Raw genomic sequence first — 24380 nt, 5'->3', positions numbered from 1 at the left:
ATCATCCGATGTAACGGAGCACATAGTGAATAAGGCGAAGAACCACCGCTGCTCCCGCCAGTCCCATGAACCAGCCACGCCCATCCAGGGCAAAAAAGCAAACGACAGCCGCAATGGCCAAGATCATAAACAATACGGTTAGTAATTCGTCAAGTCCGCTACCTCGTTTCATCTTTTCAAATTTTATTGATTGATTATCGTTTCTTTTAATGCCTCCAGAATTTCATCCGGCGTGAATATGATACCACCCAGACGACCGTAATGTTCCACCTTTATTTTTCCGTTGACGGCCAGGCGTACGTCTTCCACCATTTGTCCGGCGTTCAACTCTACCGAAAGCATACCTTTGACCTTATCGGCATACGCCGCAATCGCTTTCGTGGGGAAAGGCCAGAGTGTGATCGGGCGCAAAAGACCCAGTTTGATGCCTTCGGCGCGCGCCAGTTCCACTACTTTCTGACAGATACGGGCCGAAGAACCGAAAGCGATCAATAGGTATTCCGCATCGTCGCACTGGAACTCTTCGTAGCGTACTTCATTCTCTTCAATTTTTTTGTATTTGGCCTGGAAACGCAGGTTATTCTCTTCCATCATTGCCGCGTCGAGTTCGAGCGAAGTGATGATATTCGGTTTGCGATCGGCCGTTTTGCCGCGGGCAGCCCAGGGGTTTTCCTGACGGATTTCCTCTTCTGTCTTGCGGGCGCGATAGGGGGGAAGCACCACCTTTTCCATCATCTGGCCCACGATACCATCGGCCAGGATAATTGCCGGATTGGCGTATTTGAAAGCCAGGTCGAAGCCGAGCCCTACGAAATCGGCCATCTCCTGTACGGAAGACGGAGCCAGTGTGATCAACCGGTAGTCGCCATGACCACCACCCTTAACGGTCTGGAAATAGTCTGCCTGGCTGGGTTGGATCGTTCCCAGACCCGGACCGCCGCGCATCACGTTCACGATCAGACAGGGCAGGTCGGCACCGGCCAGGTAAGAGATCCCTTCGAGTTTCAAACTGATACCCGGGCTCGACGACGAAGTCATCACCCGTTTACCTGTAGCCGCTCCACCATAGACCATATTGATGGCTGCCACTTCACTCTCTGCCTGCAGAACAACCATTCCCGTTGTCTCCCAAGGCATTTCGGCCATCAATGTTTCCAGGACTTCCGACTGGGGAGTGATCGGATAGCCGAAATAACCATCCGTACCATAGCGGATTGCCGCGTATGCGATGGCCTCATTTCCCTTAAGTAGTTTTATTTCTTCTGACATTGTCTTTGTCTTTGTTTTGTTGTGTTTGTGTTTTGTGTTTCTCGTTTGTGTTTTTCGTTTTTCGTTCTCGTCTTTGAATTGTCAATTGTTAATTGTCAACCAACGGTCGCTTAGCGAAGCGTAAAGCAATTATCAATTATCAATTCTCTTCTTGTATATGGTCAGGCAACCGTCCGGACAAACCTGTCCGCAATTGGCACAACCGATACAGTTCTCCGGGTTCTTCATGTAGACATAATGATACCCTTTGTTGTTCACTTCACGCGGGTGCAGCTCCAATACGTCCGATGGGCATGCGACAACACAAAGGTCGCATCCTTTACACCGTTCGGTGTTCACCACAACCGCTCCTTTTATTTTCGCCATAACTTAATTGTGTTTTTTTTAACGTTAACTCTATTCGTATCTTTCAAACGCACAAATGTAACGAAATTCTTTAGTATAAACTCCAAATTTTTTGTGACTTTATTTTTATTCTCCGCAGATTTTTGGCGTTTTGATCTGTTTTTACCCTTTCACCTATGGGTTTAACCTTTGTTTGCTTACAAAATGTAATTGAAGCCGGGCTCCAGGGGAGAATTGGGGATTCCTTCCCTATGCGAGGCTTGCCGAGCCAGCTCCCCTCTTGAGAGGGGTTGGGGGTGTGTGACGAGCCGTAGGCGAGCAAAAACAAATCTAAAAGTCCTATTATGCTTTTGAATACCAGATAGGTATTCTGGTTTATTTGTGCTCGCTCCGCTCGTCACACACCCCTAACCCCTCTCGAGAGGGGAAGCGTTCAGGCTTCGCCTTCACGCGGCGCAAAGCGGTAAAACACCTTCACCTTTCTTGCCAAGCGAATGGATTTTGTGGAATTATAAACCATTGAAAATGAAGTATTAATATTCTCTTCAGAAACTTCCGGTAGTTTGCGCGCAAACTACCGGAAGTTTGTCGACAAAATATTAGTAGTTTGTGCGCAAAGTACCGGTAGTTTGAAAAAGGGAGCTGTGGTAGGTTTCAAATCGGGTGAAACTTGAATACCTCGCATGGTTTGGGGCGGATTTGATTTTATCCCTATAGTTCTTATGGGAAAAGTAAGTTTTATTTGAATAATATTTAGTTTCGCTTTGATAATATTAAAAATATACTTACGTTTGTGTAAATAAAATGAAACTAAGATGTTGCCATGTAATTGTCCCAGTTGTCAATCGCAATTGAAGGTGAAAAGCCTGATTTGCGAGAATTGTAAAACGGAGGTGATAGGTCTGTACGATTTTCCGCCTCTGGCGAAGTTGTCGGTTGCCGAACAATCTTTTATCCTGAAGTTTGTGAAAAATAGCGGAAGCCTGAAGGAAATGGCCAAAGAGTTGGGATTGAGTTACCCTACGGTGCGCAATCTATTGGATGAAATAATTAAAAAAATTGAAGGTTATGAACAGTAAACCGATTTGGAGATAAGTTGCTGTCTAAAAAAACACTTTAAATAGATACATTATGAAAAATAAGAGTTTATGCTTTGTCTTGTTACTGTTGGTCTCTTTCTCTGTTTCGGCGCAACTGTTGATTCCGGAAGAGCCGGTTACCTTGCAAACGGCGACCGGTGAGATCAAAGGCACATTGAAAATACCGGTGGCCGATCGGAAGATCCCGGTGGCTTTGTTGATTGCCGGTTCGGGCCCGACCGATCGGAACGGGAACAATCCTCAGATGCAAAATAACTCCCTGTTGATGATCGCCGACGGCTTGTATCAAAAAGGGATCGCCTCATTGGCTTTTGATAAACGGGGCATTGGCGAAAGCCGCGCGGCCGGTGGAGAAGAGAAAGACCTGCGCTTCGAACATTATATTAATGATGTAAAAGAATGGATCGATTTGCTCTCCAGAGATAAACGTTTCTCGGAGGTTGTTGTGATTGGCCATAGCGAAGGTTCACTTATCGGTATGGTGGCCAGCCGGAATAATCCGCGGGTGGACAAATATATCTCTCTGGCCGGAGTCGGTGTCAAAGCCGGTGATATCCTCCGCGAGCAGCTCACGCGCCAATTGGCCACTCAGCCGGAAACCTTGAAAGAGACGGTCTTCAGCTATATCGAGCAGTTGGAAAAAGGCCAAACGATCGACGATGTGCCGGCTTACCTGCATATGCTTTTCCGCCCGAGCGTTCAGCCCTATATGATCTCCTGGTTTCAGTATGATCCGCAGAAAGAGATCGCCCAACTGACGATCCCCATTTTAATCGTGCAGGGAACGACCGATATCCAGGTCGGCATCGACCAGGCGGAGCTCCTGGCCAAAGCCAACCCGAAAGCCCGCCCACTGCTTCTCGAAGGCATGAACCACGTACTCAAAACCTGCGATACGACGGACCAGCTCAAACAAATGCCAACTTATACCGATCCCAAACTGCCTCTGCACAAGGATCTATTGCAAGCGATAACGGATTTTATTGAATAAAATGAAAAACGATCATGAAAAAGCATCTGTGTATTTTGATTTTTGCCTGGCTCGTAGGGGGGCAGGCGGGGGCGGCTAATTATTTGTTGGAGGCTGAGAGTTTTGCCCATAAAGGGGGCTGGGTGGTGGATCAGCAGTTTATGGATCTGATGGGGTCGCCTTATCTGATGGCGCATGGGCTGGGTAGTCCGGTGAAGGATGCGTCGACCGGTATCTCGTTGCCGCAGGCGGGGACGTATTTTGTTTATGTGCGGACCTACAATTGGACTTCGCCCTGGCACAAAGGGGAGGGACCGGGGAAGTTTCAGGTGGTGATCGACGGTGAACCGCTTGCGGCGACGGTTGGTCATCAGGGTAATGCCTGGACGTGGCAGCCGGCCGGACGGATCCGGGTGGACAAGGCGCAGATCACGGTCGGCTTGCACGATCTGACCGGCTTCAACGGGCGCTGTGACGCGCTCTTCTTCACGACGGATGCCCGCGAGCTTCCGCCCGATGAAGCGGAGGCGCTGGCGGCATTCCGGAAGAAGCAGTTGGGCTTGCCGGCGACGACGCCTGTGGCGGGAACGTACGATCTGGTGGTGGTCGGCGCGGGGGTGGCCGGTATGAGTGCGGCCATTGCGGCGGCTCGCCTGGGCTGTCGGGTGGCATTGATCAACGACCGTCCGGTATTGGGTGGCAACAATAGCTCGGAGATCCGCGTGCATCTGGGCGGGCGTATCGAAGCGGGCACTTACAAAGCCTTGGGTGATTTGCAGAAAGAGTTTGGCCCCCTGAAAGGCGGCAATGCACAGCCGGCCAGTCAGTATGAGGATGAAAAGAAAGACCGGATCATCGCCGCAGAAAAGAATATCACGCTCTTTGCCAACTACCGGGCGATCGCCGTCGAGATGAACGGCTCGCGTATCCGTTCGGTTACGGCCAAACATATCGAGACGGGTGAAGAATTGGCCTTCCGCGCCCCGCTGTTTTCCGATTGTACGGGCGATGGCACGATCGGTTATCTGGCCGGTGCCGACTGGAAGATGGGACGCGAGAGCCGGGCGGAATTCAATGAGAGTACGGCGCCCGAAGTCGCCGACCGCATGACGATGGGCTCCTCCGTGCAATGGTATTCGGAGGATGCCGGCGAAGCGACGGGCTTCCCCCGTTTCCAGTATGGGGTGGAGTTCAACGAGAAGAACTGCGAGAAGGTGCCGATGGGCGAGTGGACGTGGGAAACGGGCATGAACCTCGATCAGATCCACGACTTCGAGCGGATCCGCGACTACGGTCTGTTGGTGGTCTATTCGAACTGGAGCTTCCTGAAGAATGGGTTGCGCGAGAATGATCCGTTTCGCAACCGACGGCTGGAGTGGGTCGCCTACGTCGCCGGCAAACGGGAGTCGCGCCGCCTGATGGGCGATCATATCCTGACGGAGAACGACCTGGTCGACTTCGTGAAATACCCCGATGGCTCGGCAGCGACCACCTGGACGATCGATTTGCATTATCCCGATCCGAAGAATACGGAAAACTTTCCCGGCACGGAATTTAAATCGATCGCCCGGCATACACCGATCCATCCCTATCCGATCCCGTACCGTTGCCTGTATTCGCGCAATGTGGACAACCTGTTTATGGCGGGCCGCAATATCAGTGTGACCCACGTCGCGCTGGGCACCGTCCGGGTGATGCGTACCACCGGCATGATGGGTGAGGTGGTCGGCATGGCCGCTTCGTTGTGCCGCAAGCATAACGCCGAGCCGCGCGCGATCTATCAATACCACCTCTCCGAGCTCCAGCGCCTGATGCAACAGGGCGTCGGCAAAGCTCCCCTTCCGAACAATCAAACCTACAACGAAGGCAGTACTTTAGGGGAGAAATAATCTCTTCTCCGCCCGCTTTTTATGCCAGTCCGGCGGAGAACATAAGATAGAGGTACCTCTGATTTTGTTTAGAGGTACCTCTAAATCGTTTTTGACGTACCTCAAAATCATTTTTGACGTACCTCAAAATTGTTTTTGACGTACCTCTTAGCAAAAAAACGAGCCGGACTGCAGATAATTCTTACCTTTATGCGGAAAATGGAAGGAAAGAATCATGAAAAAAGAACGGTTAACCTATTGTATATTCGGAGTTTTGATCCTATCGGTCCTGTGTATGAGTTGCGGGAGCGATCCGGCAGATGAGGTCGTGCCGGAGCCCGACCGGAGCGTGAAGAAAATCGAGACATTTGGTTTTGAACCGGCTGTCAATGCCGGACTGTCCGGCAAGCTGGAGGGCGTTTTCCTGCAGGATGCGAAGGTGATTGCCATTACGACTCCGTTATGGCTGGATAACCTGAAAGCGCTGAAGCCGACATTCAAAGCCGTAGGCACGGTCAAGGTGGATGGGGTGGAACAGATCAGCGGAGTCTCCGTGCAGGACTTTAGCCGGGAGGTGGTGTATACCGTGACGGCCGAAGATGGCTCAACGCGCGCGTACACGATCCTTTTCCGCTCGCCGCAGACCACGGGGCTTCCCGTTCTGCGCATTGAAACGCAAAACCGGCAGGCGATCACCAGTAAAGAACACTATATCGATGCCGACATTCTTCTCTACGATCCCCACGACGAAAAGAACAACCTGCAGACCACAACGGAGATCCGCGGGCGGGGCAACACCACCTGGGGCATGCCCAAGAAGCCTTATCGCCTGAAGTTCCATAAAAAAACCTCCCTGTTCGGGCTTGCCGAAGAGAAGAGTTGGGTGTTGTTGGCCAATTACCAGGATCCGACCCTGATCATGAATACGGTGGCGTTCGAGCTGGGTCAACGCTTGGGATTGCCTTTTACCAATCATTATCATCACGTGGAACTTTATCTGAACGGGACGTATCAGGGCAGTTATATGCTGACCGAGCAGGTACAGGTGAAGAAAAGCCGGGTGAATGTCAGTGAGACGGAAGGTTTCCTGGTCGAGATGGATCAATACTACGATGAAGATCCGAAGTTTCGGACCAACCGGCTGGGACTGCCGATCATGATCAAGTCGCCCGACCTGGGCGATCATCCCGGGCTCGACCTGTCGTTTGTCAGCGCGGCGATCCATGCACTCGAAGCCGCCTTGTTCGACGAGGCTTTTCCGGCAAACAACTACCGGGAGCTGATCGATACGGAGGTGATGATCAACTATATGCTGGTCAATGAATTGATGCGTAACGTCGAAGTCAAACACCCCAAAAGTATCTATTTGTATAAAGACAAAGGCGGCAAGATCGGTTTTGGCCCGCCCTGGGATTTCGACTGGGCTTTCGGCTGGGAAGACAATCATTATCAGTATTTCCAGCTCTCCCAGGCCGGGACGCTCCTGATGCGCCCGGGGTATAGCTGGGACGGCTGGACAGGCCATCAGTTCTTCTGCCGTTTCTTCGACGATCCCGCGTTTCGGGCCGAATACAAAGCCCGGTGGAACGCAGTCTACGCGACACAGATCACCCCGATGGCCACGTTTATTGAAGCCATGGGGCAAAAACTGGAAGGTTCGGCGCTTCAAAACGGCACGGTCTGGGGAGCTACCGATTATCAATCGCAGATCGATCAGATGAAGCGTTTCTGGAACGAACGGGTCAAACAACTGAATACACAGATCAATGCCTTTTGATCGCTTACTCTCGTCTCTTTTGTTTTATTTCAGATACTCTGCCAGGCTTGTCGGCAGATAGAATGTATCATTGGCGTCGACATAGACAATTACGGAGTTCAGACGAATCTCTTCCTGAGCCTTGCGCCCCACCTTCACGATGTTGGTGAACGGGGTGATGGTCAGTTGTTTGTTTTTATTCTTCTTGTTCTTGACAATCAGGGTCGGTGAGTCTTTCTCATGCTTCGATACCATTATTTCGCAGGTGTAATCGCGGAACACATCCGTATGGCGGGCAAAAACCTGGTGGCTCAATTCGTCTAACGTCACCGGAAGGCCGACGGCCTGGCACATATACTGATTGAGCTCCACATTGGTGCGGCGTCCCATCGGCGGTGTGCCTTTCGGATGGTACGAAGCGATGAAAACCTCTTCGCCCGTATGTCCGCCCGTGGTGAAACCAAAACAAGTCTTGGAAGTCAACAGCTTGGCCATGAAAGAAGTCAATGAACCGCTGTAGAGCGACGGCTCGATCCCTTCGGAAGAGCGCTCTTCGGCGGGAACCGGACTGTTTTTGTAATCTTTGATATGCGTCAAAGCGTAGAGTTCATCTTCGGACAGCTCAAAGCCGGCATACGTGCGGAAGATGTTCTGCACCTCGGAATAAGGTTCGCTATTCACTTTCCGGGCGAAGCCTTCAGCCGTCAGTTTGTATTGAGAGAACTGGTGAAACAGTTGATCTTTGGTCAATTTATCGTATCCGCCGCAAGCATATTTGCCCAGGCTGAATCCGCTATTGCCATGATCGGGCACGATAATCACCAGGGTCTCGCCGTCCTGGCGGGCAAACTCCAACGCGGCGCCACAGGCCCGGTCGAAAGCCAGGAAATCGGTACACATACCCACCGGATCGTTCCCATGAGCGGCCCAGTCGACCTTACTGCCTTCAACCATCAGGAAGAAGCCGTTTTCGTTGCGCGAGAGCTTCTCGATCGCTTGGCGGGTCATCTCTTCGATCGACGGTTGCTCGTCCGGATTGCGATCGATATCATACGCCATCTCGCGGTCGCCATACAACGCCCACATCTTATCATTCTTGTCGGCGCGCATACCCTGCAGGTTATTGCGGTACACCTTGTAACCGTTGGCCGTCAGGTATTCCTCCTGATCGTCCGTGAGCAGGGAAACACCACCGCCGATCACCACATCCAGGTCGTTATGCACCATCTGGGGAACGATCCAATGATAATTCCCCCGGCGATAGCTGTGCGCCGAGCAGTCGGCCGGCGTAGCATGGGGAAACTCACAGGTGAAAACCAGGCCGGTAGCCTTCTGCTGGGTCATCTTCATCGCTTCCAGTACGGTCACCAGCGGCTGGTAGGCGCGTGCCGGATCCATCGGGTAGATATCATTCTCCGGATCGGGCAGGGGATGAGTAGATACATAGCCTGTCCGGCTCGGATAACCGGTCATATAACAGGAAGTGGTAGGCGCGGAGTCACCGATGGGCGCGTTCGACGAGAAGGTGCTGACCGTACCCGACAGGTAAGGGTCGATATGCAGATTCGGCTTGTCCGGATTCGTATACCATTGCAGCCAGCGGGATACGGAGACAACGGGCAACGAGCACCCGTCGGGGATCATAACGATCAGGTTCTTGACCGACTTAACCTCTTCCGGTCGGTTGGCCTGTGCCGGCAGAATCACAATCGCCAACAGCAGGAATAATAGCGTTACTCTTTTCATCATACTTGTCTTTATTTCGTTTTTTTATAAGATATTTATTTGTTCGAAAGGAAGTTGAACAATCGCTTCCTCGCAAACCGTCAGTTTCTCCAGCCCCGCTTCCGTCACCCGGAAGCTATTCTCAATGCCCACAGCCCCGACGCCCGGAATTACGAACTTCGGCTCCAAAGCAAAGACCATATTGGGCGCCAACACCTCTTTCGAGCGGGGGGTAAGGACCGGCAACTCATTGATCTGTATCCCGATCCCATGCCCGACAAACTTAGCCTGCTGCCGGGTACCCATAAAGAATTGACTCAACCCCTCTCTCTCCACGATGGCCAATGAGCGGTTGTACAACTCGGCGCACGGGGTGCCGGGACGGCTGATCTCTTCTATCTCCTGTTGGATATTCAGGGCTACCTGATGGGCACGGTAAGCCTCCCCGGGCAGCTTGCCGACGGAGAACACACGGGTCATGTCCGTAATATAAGGTGTGTAATTCCCGGCCATATCCACCATGATGGCTGTCCCTTCTTTCAGGGGGGTGCCGTTTGCCCCGATAGGCAGTGAGGCATTCGGCCCGCCGCCGCCCAACGCAAAGTCGAAAGGGGAGGGGGTCTCCGCATTCTCACCGGCCAATAGGCTCCCCATAAAGATATCCATATTGCTGCCGAACGTACGGAAGAGTCCCATCGAACCGTTCCGGCGCATGCGGGCCTCTATCTCGTATTGCAATTCCAGATCGGTCATTCCCGGACGGAAACAGGCGGGGATTTCGGCATACGTCAGCGCATGTTGCCTGGCTGAAAAACGAAACTGCTCGATCTCCCAGGGCGTTTTGATGCTGCGGATCTGGCGGAGGACTTGCGTCGCGTTCCCGGTCTCCCGGGGCTGGAACGCCGTTTGCAGGCGTATGTACGTATTGTAGGTCAATTCGTCGGCCTCCAACAGCAGCTTTTGTGGCATCGGTATCTGCAGCTCGGCGAAAAGCTCCGGCATCTGTTCCGGTTTGCGTATGTACCTTACCCTTTCGCCCGTCAGCCCGTTCGGACGCAAAACAAAAAACCACGGAGCGCCTTCAGCCGGAAGATAAAAATAACCGTTAAACACTCTTCCTGTCGCATAAAACAGGTTTACATCCATATGTAAAAGGCATCCGTCAGCGTTTATTTTCAACAGGGCCTCTTGCAACCGGCTCCATTTCAGTTGCAGGTCTTCTTTTAACTCTTTTTGTATCATCATCGGGTGTTTGTTTCTACAAGCCCCCAAATTTAGTGCATTTGAATCATAGAAAAGGTTAAGAAAGCTTTCAATACCAAAAAAAGAGGCTGCCCCGCAACCGGAACAGCCTCTTTTTTTGATTTTATCGATTGATTAGAGCGGAAGTGTTCCCCCCACCAAGATCACCACGAGCAATGCCAGGATCGCATACAACTCAGGGAATACAGCCATTACCATCGTTGCACTGAACACATTATGTCCGGCGCCTACCGCCTGGATACCGTTGGCACAAACCTGTCCCTGACGGATAGAAGAGAAGAGAGCGGCAAATCCCATCATCGCGCCGACGCCTAAAATCGCGCAAGCATTGAACATACTCATTTCAGGAATAAGGAACTTCTGCAACATAAAGTAAGCCACGAAGCCATACAACCCCTGTGAGCTCGGCAAGGCGCTGAGCGCGATATACGTACCCATCGCGTCCGGGTTCTTTTTCATCGCTCCTACTACCGCGTTACCACAAATTGTCACACCATAAGCACTACCTATAAAAGATAGTCCCGTCATCAGACCGATACCAATGTAAGCTAATAATACTGGTTCCATAACTAAATCGTTTTAAATTATTTATTGTATTTATATTGTTTCTTAATTCGTAGTCATTCACTCGCTTTGCGACTCTTTTGACTACTTAACTACTTAACTCCTTTGACTCCTTTTAAACTACGCTTTCTTAAAAGGTACGTAGGCCTTGCCTCCGCCTTCAAATTCTGAATTCTTATAATACTCGACAAAGACCAGACGGATCGGATGCACCAGTGAGCTGATCATGCAGAGTCCGAAGTTTAAACTGTGTCCTACCAATAGGATCAACAGCATCGCAATGAACTGTGCCACGCCCGGCAGGCTTTCCGTCATGGAGACCGCCAGCGAGTTGAAGACACCGCCCAGGATCGATCCCGTCAGCCCCACGGCAAACAAACGGATGTACGACAATACATCGCCCAACAAGCCGAAGACCATATTGTAGGTATTCCACAAGCCGGCACCGAAGTTCAAGAGAATGTTCTTGCCCGGCGTATTGTACAAGAGCGCGATCACAAGGCCCAGCGCCGCTATCCCATACAAGGTATAGACAAGCGGTTCCGGCAAATGCACCTCCAGCATCGGAAGGCCGAACACACACGCCAACGCCGCAATCACAAACACCCAGGCAAAAGAAGCCAGGCTATACTTGAAGCCGCGCTGCACCTTTACCTTATACGCGCCGATCGCTTTGGCGTAGACAATATGGATGATCCCGATAATGATCGAGAGGGTCATCAGGTTGTCGCTACTCAGGAAATAGTCCTTCACGGCGGCAAACTGCGGAATATCCACCAGGGCAATACCAAAGAACGAGCCGGTCAATGCACCGACCACTACCGTCATGCCGCCCAACCATTGGAACAATGTCAGGAAAGGCCGGACGCCTTCGCTCGCTTTGCGTTTGAGGAACGTACACAATAACAGGATCAATAAGCCATAGCCGCCGTCGCCAAAACAAAGTCCGAAGAACAGCATAAAGAAAGGCGCCACGAATGGTGTCGGGTCGAACTCCTTGTAATTCGGCAGGGAGTACATCTCTGTAATCGGTTCGAACAATTTCGTATAGCTGTTATTCTTTAGTTTGATAGGGATCTTATCGTCGTCCTGTATCTCGAGCTGTTGATAGAAGAAACCTTCTTTATCCAGCCCTTCTCCCATCGCTACCGCTTTATCTTCGGTCACCCAGCCTTCGAGACACATCAGTTTGTCGTCGGCCTCACGTCCGGTCTGCACAAGCGTATGCGCCAGGTTGAACTCATCCTGCAGGATCTTATCCAGCTCCTTAAGCGTATGGATCTCCGCGGCGGCCATCGCCATCATCTGCTCATCGGCCTGCCGGATCTCTTCATTGATCTGCTCGCGCTGCCGGTGCAACTGCGAGAGTCCCACTTCCGGCATCTTCGCCCGCTCGGCATCGATATCGGCCGGCGCCTTCCCTTGGGTGACGGTCACGAAGTAGGTCACCGACTGGAAGTTATTCACCAGAAAAGCATTATACTCTTCGCCCCACGAAGGTTCGTAACGCGAGGTCGGACAAGAGAAGAACGAAACCACATAGCCTTCTTCGCGCAGCCGGTGAATGGTCTGCATATCGAAGTCGCCCCAGAGCTCCATATAATCGAGGTCTTTCAATACGGCCTGCCGCTTGGCCAGTAACCGTCCTTTCACTTCCTGCTGCTCTTCGATCGCTTGCGCCAACGCCATGCCTTCGATTTTATCGATCTGGCGGGCCGGTGCCGGTATGACCTCTTTCTGTTCACCGTTCAGCTTCTCGAGCATCCGGATCAGTGTACTCACCCGCTTGCGTTCGGCCAGCATCTTTTGCAGATTATCAAAATCGGCAATCGATTGGGTCTCTTTCACATGCACCACACCCAGGTCGCGCAAGACCGTGAGGAAGCGGTCGTATTCCTTATGATACACCATAAAGGCATATTTCTTCATCGGGACAATCATAATACTTCCTCCTCTTTTTGTTGCCGTTTCTCCAGGTTCGTTCGCATGATCTTCTGTGAAGCTTTCGAAAGACTCTCTTCGTCTTCCATGTAACGCTTCACTTTCCGGATCGCATCTTTATATCCCGGGATCTGTACCTTCTCAAAAAGGTTCACTTTCTGAGTAGTTTTCTTCCGGGCGTGTTCTAATAACTCCAGCTTCATCCCCGCGAACTCCGCTTCGATACCTGTGCGGGCCAATTGTTTCAACAATTCGATCCCTTCGGTATACCACGACGGGGTATTGAAAAGGCTATAAGGCTTGATCGCAAACTGAATATCATCCAGTACGGGAACCATCACACCGGCGAATTTGCGAGACGAAAGCGATACATCTTTCACCTCGATCAATTCGGGCGTAAACTCATTCCATAGAGCGACCATACTCTGATAGCCCAATATCTCATTCTCGAGCTGAAGTTCCAATGCCTTCGCTTCATCCTTGGTGCGTTTCACCTCCACACGCAACGCGCTCTCCTTACTTTTGATCGTAGGAAGCGAACGCTCACGCATCTTCAGGTTCTTCTCCAACTGCTGAAGCGATGTTTTGTTATATTGAAACTTTATTGCCATACGTTACAATTTGAAAATGACATTTTCAAATTGACAATTGACAATTGATAATTGACAATTGACAATTAAATGTCCATTTCGTATTTCAACTATTTTGCTCATTTTTATATCCTGTTTCATCTTCCAATACTATTAATTGTCAATTGTCAATTATCAATTGTCAATTTCGACAAGTATTGGAAATGCTTCATTTCCAATACTTGTCAACCAGCTCCTGCTTGATATTCACCTCCGTGGGTTTGAAGTATTCGCCAAACAGACCCCAGGCGACATCCAACATCTCGGTCGTATTGAGGTTGACGTCGATCGCCAACAGTTTATCGGAATATTCTTTGGCGAAAGCCAGCGTACGGTTGTCGTAGTCCGTCAGGTCGAAACCATTCTCCATCTTCGTCTTCGCATTGGCGGCATCGGCATACAGACGTACGGCAGCGTTCATCACCTGCGGATGGTCTTCGCGTGTCTTCTTGCCGGTAACCAGCTGTTTCAAACGGGAGAGGCTTCGGAACGGGTCGACGATTACCTTACCGATATCACTGTCGCGACGCAGATAAAGCTGTCCTTCGGTGATATACCCTGTATTATCGGGCACCGCATGGGTGATATCCCCACCGGAAAGCGTAGTCACAGCAATAATCGTGATCGAACCCCCATCGGGGAACTGCACCGCTTTCTCATAGATCTTCGCCAGATCCGAATAGATAGAGCCCGGCATCGAGTCTTTCGACGGGATCTGGTCCATACGGTTGGATACGATCGCCAAGGCATCGGCGTAGTTGGTCATATCGGTCAGCAAGACCAATACCTTCTCGTTCTTTTGCACCGCAAAATATTCGGCTGCCGTCAACGCCATATCAGGCACCAGGATACGTTCCACCGAGGGGTCTTCCGTGGTATTGATAAAGCTCACGATACGGTCGAGTGCTCCGGCATTACTGAATGTGTTCTTAAAGAACAGGTAGTCGTCATTGGTCATCCCCATCCCGCCCAGGATAATCTTATCCGACTGGGCACGCAAGGCCACCATCGCCATCACCTGGTTGAACGGTTGGTCCGGATCGGCGAAGAACGGGATCTTCTGTCCGGTTACCAATGTATTGTTCAGGTCGATACCCGCGATACCCGTGGCAATCAGTTCCGAGGGTTGCTCGCGGCGTACGGGGTTCACCGAGGGACCGCCAATCTCCACCTCTGTCCCTTCCGGCACAGGGCCACCGTCGATCGGTTCACCATAGGCGTTAAAGAAGCGTCCCGCCAGCTGGTCGCCCACCTTGAGTGTCGGCGCCTTGCCCATAAAGACCACTTCAGCATTCGTACGAATACCTTCCGTGCCGGAGAACACCTGCAAGGTCACTTCATCACCCATAATCTTTACTACCTGAGCCAGCTTGCCGTCGACCGACGCCAATTCGTCATACCCTACCCCTGTTGCCTTCAACGAACAGGTAGCCTTTGTAATCTGGGTAATCTTTGTAAATATCTTTTGAAAAGCCTTCATATAAAAACTTTGTTTTTAAGTTGAAAATTGAAAGTTGAAAGTTGAAAATGAATAGAACTTCACTAAGCATCTTCTTACTTTAATCTCTAATTTTCAACTCTCAATTTTCAACTGAATAAGTTCAGAGAGTTCCTCATTGAACGTATTAAATTTCTCACTCTTAAACTCCGAGTAGTTCATCTGTTTCAGGATATTGATCATCTTCTTGAAGTAGTCGGACACCTCGTTGAAGTTCTCAAAATGGAATTCCTTATTACAGATATCCACGATCTTGTCCAGCATATATTCCTGGCGTTCCAGGGAGGTGACCGAGTCGATCTCATCGAACGCGTCCTGTTGCAGGATCACAAAGTCGATCAATTCGGATTTCCAGAAGATCTCATGGTATTCAACCGGCACACCGTCGTCCCCAAGGATATTGATCTGTTCGGAGATCTCTTTCCCACGCAACATACGGGTCTTACATTCGTTCACCTTATCGATCCAGGTCGGAGAGATATGCTTCGCTATATATTCTTGAAATTCGGGATACTCCAGGTATTTGGAATAACTGTCGATCGGATTTACCGCCGGATAACGCTTCTTGTCCGCACGATCCTGCTCGAGGGCATAGAAACAGCGGGCTACCTTCTTGGTGTTCTCCGTCACCGGTTCTTTGAGGTTACCTCCCGCGGGAGATACCGTACCGATAAAGGTGACCGAACCGGACTTGCCGTTATTCAGTTCCACATATCCGGCGCGCGCATAGAAGTTGGCGATGATCGCCGACAAGTCCATCGGGAACGCATCCGGTCCGGGAAGCTCTTCCAGCCGGTTCGACATCTCACGCAACGCCTGTGCCCAGCGCGAGGTAGAGTCGGCCATCAGTAACACTTTCAATCCCATGCTCCGGTAATATTCCGAAAGGGTCATTGCCGTGTACACGGAAGCCTCACGGGCTGCCACCGGCATATTCGAAGTATTGGCAATAATAATGGTACGTTCCATCAGTTTACGCCCTGTATGCGGGTCGGTCAGGTGTGGGAACTCGGCGAAGATCTCCACCACCTCGTTCGCACGTTCACCGCAGGCGGCGATAATCACGATATCGGCTTCCGCCTGTTTCGAGATCGCGTGCTGCAATACGGTCTTTCCCGTACCGAACGGACCGGGGATAAAGCCCGTACCGCCTTCAACGATCGGGTTCAGCGTATCCATCGTGCGCACACCGGTCTCCAGGAGTTTGAACGGACGGGGTTTTTCTTTATAACAGGTTACGGCTTTCTTCACCGGCCAGCGCTGGATCATATTGACTTTGATGTCTTCACCCTGCGCGTTGGTCAAGACGGCGATATCATCCACAATGGTATATTCGCCTTCTTCCACGACGCTCTTGACCGTGTATGTTCCTTCAAAGACAAAAGGAACCATGATCTTGTGGGGCTGGAAGTTCTCATCCACCTCACCCAGCCAATCACCGGCAATCACCTTATCGCCGGCTTTCGCCAGGGGTTTGAAAGCCCATTTCTTCTCGTTATCCAAGGCGTAAGTATAATCCCCGCGTTTGAGGAATACGCCTTCCATCTTATCCAGGTCGTTCTGCAACCCGTCGTAGTTACGCGAGAGCATACCCGGTCCCAAGGTCACTTCAAGCATGTGGCCTTCAAATTCAGCTTCATCGCCTACCCGCATCCCGCGTGTACTTTCAAAGACCTGAACGAAAGCATTCTTGCCGATCACTTTGATAACCTCCGACATCAGCTTCACGCCATCGACGGAGATATAACAAATCTCATTCTGGGAAACGGGTCCATCTACCTCTACGGTAACCAGATTGGATACGATCCCCTTTACTATTCCTTTCGTAGCCATTTATTATTTATTTAGTATTGTTCTTTTTAAATTCACCTAACGCATTATCACTGCCTTTTTTCATGCCGCCGATCAGTTCGCGGAAAGTCTTTTCACCGGCTGCCCGGTCGAGCGAGGTCCAGCGTTCGATCATCTCCAGCTTCAATATATAGGCAAACACACTCTCGACATCAAAGGTCTTAAAGAATGTCTCGTCGTCGAGCCAATGCCACTTCAGCTGATCCAGCCGCTTCTCCCGCAACAATAGGTCGGTCTCTTCCGCTATGCGCTGCAGTTCGGGCAGATAGTCTACCGCGTCGCCCAGACCGAAATCCCGGGCATTCGACGTGCGCAACACTTGGGCGATCTCATTGTCACCGACAATATACAGTGCTTTATCCAGACCGTACTTACGGGCGGTAATAGCCGTCAATACGTTGTTGATATTCAGGTTCAATTCATACCAATAGGCAATGAAGCGGTTGGCGTTACGCATGGCGTAGTCGTAATAACGCCCCGCCAGACGGTCTTCCCAGGAGATTTGTTGGCCCGCTACCACCTCTTTGTCTTCCTCTGCCAGATAGTCCCGCAGGAAAGCGATCATATAAGGCGGCAAGGCGTTCTTCGCCAACGGCTCCTCTTCGCGCAAGGCGGTAAGCACCGCTTTGAAGTCGGCATCGGCAAACTGTCCGCGCGCGTCCCGTATTTTCTGCGGATGCAACAACAGATCCAGCAGGTTCTGATTGTCGTAGCGCAGGAAGAACAGATCGAGCAGCTTCCGGTCTTTATCCGTCAGCACGTCTTTCAACTCTTCCCGAAATTCATCGACAGAGAAGGGGATCTTGCTATCATCCAGAGAGATGTTAGGAAGTCCCGCTATTAAGTAATAATACTTACCCATATCAGAACAACATTTCAATCAGTTGGGGACGGAGAAATTCGGTAAAGAATGTAACAAACTCTTCTTCTCCAAAAGTAACCTTATACGAACCGTCGGCAGGCACCACCGTGAAAGAGGCGGCTTTCCCACTGACCTGTTCTATTTTAATTCCTTTATTCAGTAGTTCTTTCGCGTTCGCTTCGAAATAGGCGGTCAGTTCCTTGGCATTCGCCGTCTGAACCGTCAACGCGCCGGTCTTGGCCCACTCCCGAGCCATCTCCAGAATAACCTTTTGCATAAAATCTTTATCGGTCACGGCAGCCTTCACGTTCGAAGAGGTGATCTCTCCGGTGATCATATTGGTCACTTCGCTCTTCAAAGCCCCTACGGCCTGGTTGGCAAACAGCTTTAATTCCGCTTCCGTATTCTTTTTCAACTCAGCCGCTTTCTTCTCCGCCTCAGCAAGAATCTGCTTGGCCTCGCTCTGCGCACCGGTAAGGATAGACTCTTTCTGGGATTGGGCATCCTCGATAATGCGTTTCGCTTCTTCGTTACCCTTCTCTACACCCTCACGATAAATCTTGTCAGTCAGTTCCTGAATCTTTGTATCCATCTCGAATATATTAAATGTTATTAGTCGTTTAAAGCTCTTGAGCGCCTTTGTTTTCCTTTCTGCTCTTTCCCAAGCAATTAGAAAGGAAACGCCTACAAAGTTAATCGTTTTCACGAATTAGCCTAAAAATATTATTACTTTTGTTTGGTCAAAAACAACGCAAACATGTTCTCAATTCGAACTGCCGATCCGAATGATCGCTACCTGATTAATGAATTAGCCTCCCAGGTGTGGGGCAACACTTACGGACATATACTCTCCAAAGAGCAATTAGACTATATGTTCAATATGATGTATGCCCCGGAGAGTATAGCCCGCCAGATCACAGAACTGGGGCACCAGTATTTCATCGTTTCCCACGATAATATCCCCTCGGGATACCTCTCCATCGAACAGCAGGATGCCCACACCTATATCTTCCAGAAGATCTACGCCCTGCCCCGGACACAGGGCACCGGCATGGGCCGCTATATGATCGAACAGGGCATTGCCTACCTGAAAAGTATCCATGCCCAGCCTTTCTCGGTCATCCTGTATGTCAACCGGGAAAACCCTGCCTTGGGTTTCTACCGGCACCTGGGCTTCGAGGTGATCGACACGCGCGACCACCCTATCGGCAACGGATATTATATGAACGATTATATCATGTCGATCAATATATCCGAGTGACCACCGGCACATCTTTCGGAATACTATGCGGATTTTAACCTAAAAACCATACGCCTTTGAGGGGAGAGTAAAAGGGTTCAAAAAATTACTCGCGCGAGTAATTTCATTTACCCGCGCGAGTAACTCAAAATATCCCCTGGGCTTTGTTTTCGACTTATGGGAAACATTGGGGATCTGTGGAGTCGAATTATCTGTGACCAATAGTAAACTTACAACATCTCCACCACCTGCCGCTGTTTGTTGAAGAATTGCAGGCGTTCTTTCTCGCCGCTCTCGGAGATCAGGACCGAGGAGGCTTTCTGGGTATTGATCCAGTTTTTCATGCGGGCACAAACCAACGGATCTACGGTGTACATCGACCGCACGACAAACGCATTCAGGAAATACACCCAATGGTCGCCCGAATGCATATACGTATGGGTGGTATGGATATTCATCGAAGCGGTGTAAAACTCAAAATGATTGCCGGTCTCCTGGTATCTGCCTTGCGCCACCTGGGCTTCCAGGTCGTCGAGCAGTTGAAACAAATCATCCCGAAGCAATTGGGTGTCTGTCGAATTGATCAGGTCGATACTCTCATAGTATTTGATGTCGCGCACCAGGTTGGGTATGATCCGGATATCCCAGATGTAGAACGTGTTCTTGAATCTCTGGAGACTTTCGCCTTCGATCCGCTGCAAGGCCTTAAACCGGTCGTTGATCTCAACCGTCTCGAAACGTTTGAAATCATTCAGATCCGTATAATAACGCCCCCATTTGAACAGGAAGAACCGGGCAAGCTGGTCGTAATGGATAAAGAAAGCCCGGTTTAAGATACCCAATGCGGCACCCAATTCCGAGTCTTCCCCATTGACAAACTTCTCCGAACAGAACAACTGCTCTTCCAATAGGTCGTATATGATGCCGTTCTCATCGGTGATAAAAGGCATCTCCAGTTTCATGGTTTTGTAATCTCTCTCTCGGACATTATCGATCAGCTCGTCCAGTGAAATCGCGAACCGTTTGGCTATACTCCCCAACTCATCGACCGAAAAACGGACATCCTCACGCAACCGCCGGTAGATCGACGTCTTATCCGTATCGAGTAAGTCCGCCAGAATATCGGCTAATTCGGATCGGTTGGGGAATCTTTTGTTCAGCGTTTCTAAAAAAATAGTATTTAGCTTCTTATTTTTCATAGCAAAGCACTTTTTATTACACATCCCTTACTGACAAATATAAGTATTATTCTTTTGATAAGCAATACTTTAGTTCTAAATAAATCATAATATGCCACAAAAAAAAATCCCAAGACAGAAAGTGCCACAACTCCGGCCTGTAGCCTTTCACTTTTGTACCCAAGAGGAAAAAAACGGTTGTTTTAAGGCAGTATTTGTATTTCAAACGCTGCAAAAATGCACATTTCAATCTCAAAAGAGGATATCTCCGGATTACCGTTGTTTTTTGCCACAAAAGAAGGTGCATTTTTGTCTTTTTAATGCTTGACTGGCCTCTTACTTCTCTCTAATTTCGCTATGAAAAAGAAAAAGTAATTCGTGATGACGAAAAACAATGAAGTCATAACGCAACCTCTGACCGTGTACTTCATCGCGTAAAGTATAAATAAGAATAGTGCAAACCGGATAGGCTTCAATAAAAAATGAATGCTGTGATCAAAAGATGGAATATACTATTGTTGTTGCTTTTACTCTCCGTCGCCGGAAAGATAGATGCACAAAAGGTAGCCGAAAAAACGAATCTGTTTTACTGGGCGACCGGCACGCCGAATATCGGTGCCGAAGTGGCCTTGTCCAACCGGTGGACTTTTGATTTTTCGACCGGATACAATCCCTGGGAACTGCCCGACGAGATGACCCTGCGCCATTGGATGGCCCGGGTCGAGCCGCGTTTCTGGCTATGGAAACCTTTTATGGGCCATTTCATCGGTGCCCATGCGACATACGCACAATATAATATAGGTAATATCTCCTTTATTCCCGGATTGGAAGAATACCGTTACAAAGGCAACCTCTATGGCGGTGGCCTGACCTACGGATATCACTTGGTATTGAAAGGCCGTTGGGGCTTGGAATTCTCCGTCAGCGCCGGCTATCTGCAGATTGATTATGATAAGTATTCCTGCACCGGATGCAGCGAACTGGTCGATCAGGCCAGCCGTTCGTATATCGGCCCGACTTGGGCGGGGGTGACGCTGGTGTATTTTTTGTATTGAGGAGAGGAGTGGTCAGTAGTTGGTAGTTGGTAGTTGGTAGTTAGGAGATAGGAGATAGGAGATAGGAGATAGGAGGAGAGAAGAATAAAAAAAGATAAGGAGATAATAAAGATAAAAAAAGAAAAAGATGAAACGCTATTACATATATATAATAATAACACTGTTCTGGGTGGTTGTGGCTACGGCCACGGCACAGCAGGAGGCGGAGCCGATCCGGATCACCGATGTGGTGTTTAAGATCGACGACGACAGCCTGCAGCTCAACTGCCGGATCCAGCTGACGGGCATAGAGATCAAGACATACCAGTCGCTCGAGTTAGCCCTGGCCATCGAAGCGGGAGAGAAGAAAGCCCTGCTGCCGCCGATCGTCTATGCCGGACGCCTCCGCCACCGCTACGACGAACGCCGGCGTAACCTCTACGGACAGATAAACGCACTTAAGCCCTACCAGGTCTATACCACGGTCCGAAAAGAAAACGTCTACACGCTGGACTATCAGGCAAAGATCCCCTACGGCCACTGGCTCGACCAGGCCGCCCTCACCTTGCAACAGACATTCGAAAGCAATGGCTATGTGATGAAGGATAAGCAGGTGCTTAGTGATAATTTAAGGAATTAAAGAAAAAAGCAAAAAGCTCTTATGAATTCCTATGAGTTCCTATGAACTCCTATGAATTCCTAAGCCCTAAAAAAAAACAACAATGCCCTCTCGCCCCAACATATTACTCCTCCTTATCGCAGGCCTCTTCTTGACTGCCTGCTCTAACGAGACATTGCTCCATACCGACCTGATCCCCCCCGGCTCATGGGGTGAGGATGTTGCCGGCCTGGTGGTGCACCTGGGCACGGTCCGCACGCGTGCCGACGAGCGTGTGCAGCCGCTCGACGGGGAGAATGCGATCCGCTCCGTCGCCTGCTTCGTGCGCACCCGCGACTACGGCAAGCCGGGCGACGACGACTACCGCCAGGGTGCTTTCCGCTCTTATCTACTGACCGACGACGATATCACCGACAACGGCGACGGCTCCTTCACCACCTCCCTGCGTGTCAAGAGCCCCAGCTTCGCCGGCAAGAGCGAGGTGGCGGTGATCGCCAACTACCGCGAGAACGGTCTCACCGACGCCTTGCAGCGTGTAAAGACCTGGGACGATCTCTATACCCTGGTCTCCGCCGAGACGACCGCCGATGGCGTACAGCCGCCCTTGTTGATGCTCGGCTATAAAGAGGTCACATTGATCCAGGGACTGGCCGTGACCGAGACGATCCACCTGCAGCGCCTGGTCGCCCGGATCGATATCGTCAATGCTGCCGCCAACGCACCCGGTAAGCCGTTCCTGTTGACCTCCGTCGAGCTCATTAACCCCAAGAAATATACCTTTATCGTCGAAGGCAACGAGAACAGTTACGATATCCCCGTGCGTCCGACGGGCAATAAAGAATGGCATTCCGACGACAACATCCATATCCACGGCCTCTACACCTACGAGGCCGCCAATGACGGCTCGGTGCCCCATACCGCCCTGTTGATCAAAGGCACACTGGGCGGCGAGCCCTATACCAAACGCATCGAGATGATGCAGGACGGACAGATCATCCCGCTCACGCGCAATACCTGCTACCGGTTCCGCCTGGCGCCCGCCGACGAAGGGCTCGAGGTGGAGTGGTCGCTTGCCGTCAGCGAATGGTCGGAAGGAACGACCATCCCCGTGCAACCCGTATTCAAACGTCCCGAATACAAAGATATCGCCTTCACCGACGATGAGGGACAGCCCAGCGCGCGCAGTTTCTGGAACGAAGAGACGCAGACCGCCTACCTCGACGACCTCGACGAAGGCTATCGCATCACCTTCGTGGTCAATAATATCCAGAGCACCGAGCCCGAGGTGATCCTGCTCGACGGCAGTTGGGACGAATTGGGACTGGAGACGCCCGAAGCGCGCAAAGCCTTTGTGCAGAAGCTCGAAACTTACCTCGAAGAGGGACAGTTGCGCGAGCTCTACGAAGTGACCTTCCCGCAGAAACCGCTCGAGAACTTCGAGATCGAGATACGTATCGAGAACGGTGCCAAGCCCGAGCTCTTCACGAGTTTCCGCCTGCTCTTCGCCCCCGACTATACGTGTGCGATCGAAGACCTGCATTTTGTCGATGGCTACGGCAACGATATTAGTGCCAATACCTGGTTCCCCGACCGGCTGACCTGCCTGATCGACCACGTGCAGCCCCACGATGCCATCTGGTTTGCCGTACGCTCGATCCAGGGCACGACCTACTACCTGGGCATCACCGAGGACGGACTCGACGACCTGGGTGTCCACTCGGTCGATGACCTGATCTATAAGTACCATACCGAAGTCGACGGTATCTATACCCTCGACTACTACGGGATAGTCTTCCCGCAAGCGCCTGCCGCCGATGTCCATGCGGAATTGCATCTATTGAATGCCGCCAACCTCGACTACGGCACGTCGCTCACGCTGACGACCAACCATACGATCTACCCCGGTACGAACACCCGTGCCGTGCGGATCGACAACCTCTACTGGGCGCCTGTCAACGTAGGGCAGACCCTGCTCGAGACGGATTCGCCCTCGACCGCCTCCACCGGAAACTATTTCCAATGGGGCCGTAACAAAGCATTCACGCAAAACCCCGAACCGGCGAGTTCCTGGGGACCGTTCTCCCTGGCCTACGCGACCACGGGTGCCTACAAAGACAAGTTTATCTATAACACGATGGCACCGTTCGACTGGCTTACGTCGAACTCCACCGACCAGAATATCCGCAACCCCTTCTGGAGCAACGCCGCCAATACCCCCTGTCCCACAGGATGGCGCCTGCCGACACAGGCCGAGTTTATCCGCCTGCGCGACAGCCGCGACGGCTCCGTACAGGGCGAGCACAAGAAGTCGCGCCGGTATATCATCGGCGACGACTACCAACCGCTCTATTTTCCCTATATGGGGAACATCCGTCCCAACGACGGCAAGATCAACAGCGCCCCCCTCTTCCGGGATATCGCCCTCTGGGCTGCCGATGGCAGTGGTAAGCAACAGGGATACGCCCTGCATATTAATAGCGACCTGAGTATCACGGTTACTGCGGACTATCCGGCCTCCGGCTATGGGCTGCGGTGTGTGAGGGAGGTATTGATGGAATAGAGCACCTTATGAACTCATAGGAACTCATAAGAACTCATAAGAACTCATAAGAACTTCTGACTCCTATAACTCCTATGAATTCCTATGAATTCCTATGAGTTCCTATGA

21 protein-coding genes are annotated in these 24380 nt (G+C 51.0%); 8 read left to right on the top strand and 13 right to left on the bottom strand.

Annotated features, from left to right (window positions below; genetic code table 11):
• Position 1: 1 nt before the first annotated feature.
• The 3 genes from M2133_RS12965 to M2133_RS12955 form a co-directional block, all read right to left on the bottom strand.
• Complete coding sequence (locus M2133_RS12965; protein ID WP_277466593.1) at positions 2 to 172, bottom strand: hypothetical protein; 171 nt, start codon at positions 170 to 172, stop codon at positions 2 to 4.
• An 11-nt stretch (positions 173 to 183) separates the two neighbouring features.
• Positions 184 to 1269, bottom strand: coding sequence for a 3-methyl-2-oxobutanoate dehydrogenase subunit VorB (locus M2133_RS12960; protein ID WP_277466592.1), 1086 nt, complete (start codon positions 1267 to 1269; stop codon positions 184 to 186).
• A gap of 132 nt (positions 1270 to 1401) precedes the next feature.
• Positions 1402 to 1635 carry a 4Fe-4S binding protein gene (locus M2133_RS12955; protein WP_277466591.1) on the bottom strand — a complete coding sequence of 78 codons (234 nt, stop codon included), beginning with the start codon at positions 1633 to 1635 and terminating at the stop codon, positions 1402 to 1404.
• Between the two features lie 794 nt (positions 1636 to 2429).
• On the opposite strand from M2133_RS12955, the gene M2133_RS12950 reads away from it, so the two are divergent.
• The 4 genes from M2133_RS12950 (at position 2430) to M2133_RS12935 (ending at position 7329) form a co-directional block, all read left to right on the top strand.
• On the top strand, positions 2430 to 2693 hold the full coding sequence (locus tag M2133_RS12950) for a DUF2089 family protein (RefSeq protein ID WP_277466590.1): 264 nt from the start codon (positions 2430 to 2432) through the stop codon (positions 2691 to 2693).
• A gap of 52 nt (positions 2694 to 2745) precedes the next feature.
• Positions 2746 to 3705, top strand: coding sequence for an alpha/beta fold hydrolase (locus M2133_RS12945; RefSeq protein WP_277466589.1), 960 nt, complete (start codon positions 2746 to 2748; stop codon positions 3703 to 3705).
• 14 nt (positions 3706 to 3719) lie between these two features.
• Positions 3720 to 5573: an FAD-dependent oxidoreductase gene (locus tag M2133_RS12940; RefSeq protein WP_277466588.1), complete on the top strand. Its 1854-nt coding sequence runs from the start codon at positions 3720 to 3722 to the stop codon at positions 5571 to 5573.
• A 214-nt stretch (positions 5574 to 5787) separates the two neighbouring features.
• Complete coding sequence (locus M2133_RS12935; RefSeq protein WP_277466587.1) at positions 5788 to 7329, top strand: CotH kinase family protein; 1542 nt, start codon at positions 5788 to 5790, stop codon at positions 7327 to 7329.
• Positions 7330 to 7353: 24 nt separating this feature from the next.
• Here the strand turns inward: M2133_RS12935 and M2133_RS12930 are convergent, their stop codons facing one another.
• The 9 genes from M2133_RS12930 to M2133_RS12890 form a co-directional block, all read right to left on the bottom strand.
• The gene (locus tag M2133_RS12930; RefSeq protein WP_277466614.1) at positions 7354 to 9054 is read right to left on the bottom strand and encodes an alkaline phosphatase; all 1701 of its coding nucleotides are present in this window, start codon (positions 9052 to 9054) and stop codon (positions 7354 to 7356) included.
• A gap of 24 nt (positions 9055 to 9078) precedes the next feature.
• Positions 9079 to 10275, bottom strand: coding sequence for a Xaa-Pro peptidase family protein (locus M2133_RS12925; protein WP_277466613.1), 1197 nt, complete (start codon positions 10273 to 10275; stop codon positions 9079 to 9081).
• Positions 10276 to 10410: 135 nt separating this feature from the next.
• Entirely contained in the window at positions 10411 to 10863 is a 453-nt protein-coding gene (locus tag M2133_RS12920; RefSeq protein WP_277466586.1) for an ATPase, read from the bottom strand.
• Positions 10864 to 10980: 117 nt separating this feature from the next.
• On the bottom strand, positions 10981 to 12801 hold the full coding sequence (locus M2133_RS12915; protein ID WP_277466585.1) for a V-type ATPase 116kDa subunit family protein: 1821 nt from the start codon (positions 12799 to 12801) through the stop codon (positions 10981 to 10983).
• Positions 12798 to 13412: a V-type ATP synthase subunit D gene (locus tag M2133_RS12910; RefSeq protein WP_277466584.1), complete on the bottom strand. Its 615-nt coding sequence runs from the start codon at positions 13410 to 13412 to the stop codon at positions 12798 to 12800. Before M2133_RS12910 ends, M2133_RS12915 begins: the two co-directional genes overlap by 4 nt.
• A 187-nt stretch (positions 13413 to 13599) precedes the next feature.
• On the bottom strand, positions 13600 to 14910 hold the full coding sequence (locus tag M2133_RS12905) for a V-type ATP synthase subunit B (RefSeq protein ID WP_277466583.1): 1311 nt from the start codon (positions 14908 to 14910) through the stop codon (positions 13600 to 13602).
• A gap of 93 nt (positions 14911 to 15003) precedes the next feature.
• The gene (locus tag M2133_RS12900) at positions 15004 to 16761 is read right to left on the bottom strand and encodes a V-type ATP synthase subunit A (protein WP_277466582.1); all 1758 of its coding nucleotides are present in this window, start codon (positions 16759 to 16761) and stop codon (positions 15004 to 15006) included.
• Between the two features lie 7 nt (positions 16762 to 16768).
• On the bottom strand, positions 16769 to 17641 hold the full coding sequence (locus M2133_RS12895) for a DUF2764 domain-containing protein (RefSeq protein ID WP_277466581.1): 873 nt from the start codon (positions 17639 to 17641) through the stop codon (positions 16769 to 16771).
• 1 nt (position 17642) lies between these two features.
• Positions 17643 to 18233 carry a hypothetical protein gene (locus M2133_RS12890; protein WP_277466580.1) on the bottom strand — a complete coding sequence of 197 codons (591 nt, stop codon included), beginning with the start codon at positions 18231 to 18233 and terminating at the stop codon, positions 17643 to 17645.
• 165 nt (positions 18234 to 18398) lie between these two features.
• Here M2133_RS12890 and M2133_RS12885 point away from each other — a divergent pair, with 165 nt between their 5' ends.
• Positions 18399 to 18902, top strand: coding sequence for a GNAT family N-acetyltransferase (locus M2133_RS12885; RefSeq protein WP_277466579.1), 504 nt, complete (start codon positions 18399 to 18401; stop codon positions 18900 to 18902).
• A 209-nt stretch (positions 18903 to 19111) separates the two neighbouring features.
• Here M2133_RS12885 and M2133_RS12880 read toward each other — a convergent pair whose 3' ends face one another.
• Positions 19112 to 20080, bottom strand: coding sequence for a hypothetical protein (locus M2133_RS12880; RefSeq protein WP_277466578.1), 969 nt, complete (start codon positions 20078 to 20080; stop codon positions 19112 to 19114).
• A 461-nt stretch (positions 20081 to 20541) separates the two neighbouring features.
• Here M2133_RS12880 and M2133_RS12875 point away from each other — a divergent pair, with 461 nt between their 5' ends.
• The 3 genes from M2133_RS12875 to M2133_RS12865 all read left to right on the top strand — a co-directional run bounded on the left by M2133_RS12875 (position 20542) and on the right by M2133_RS12865 (position 24272).
• Entirely contained in the window at positions 20542 to 21114 is a 573-nt protein-coding gene (locus tag M2133_RS12875) for a DUF3575 domain-containing protein (protein WP_277466577.1), read from the top strand.
• 127 nt (positions 21115 to 21241) lie between these two features.
• On the top strand, positions 21242 to 21733 hold the full coding sequence (locus M2133_RS12870; RefSeq protein WP_277466576.1) for a DUF3868 domain-containing protein: 492 nt from the start codon (positions 21242 to 21244) through the stop codon (positions 21731 to 21733).
• An 82-nt stretch (positions 21734 to 21815) separates the two neighbouring features.
• On the top strand, positions 21816 to 24272 hold the full coding sequence (locus tag M2133_RS12865) for a hypothetical protein (protein ID WP_277466575.1): 2457 nt from the start codon (positions 21816 to 21818) through the stop codon (positions 24270 to 24272).
• The last annotated feature ends 108 nt before the right edge of the window (positions 24273 to 24380 follow it).

This window comes from Parabacteroides sp. PF5-6, from assembly GCF_029504695.1.
Classification (GTDB): Bacteria; Bacteroidota; Bacteroidia; order Bacteroidales; family Tannerellaceae; genus QVMG01.
This window is presented reverse-complemented; position numbering and strand designations above follow the sequence as displayed.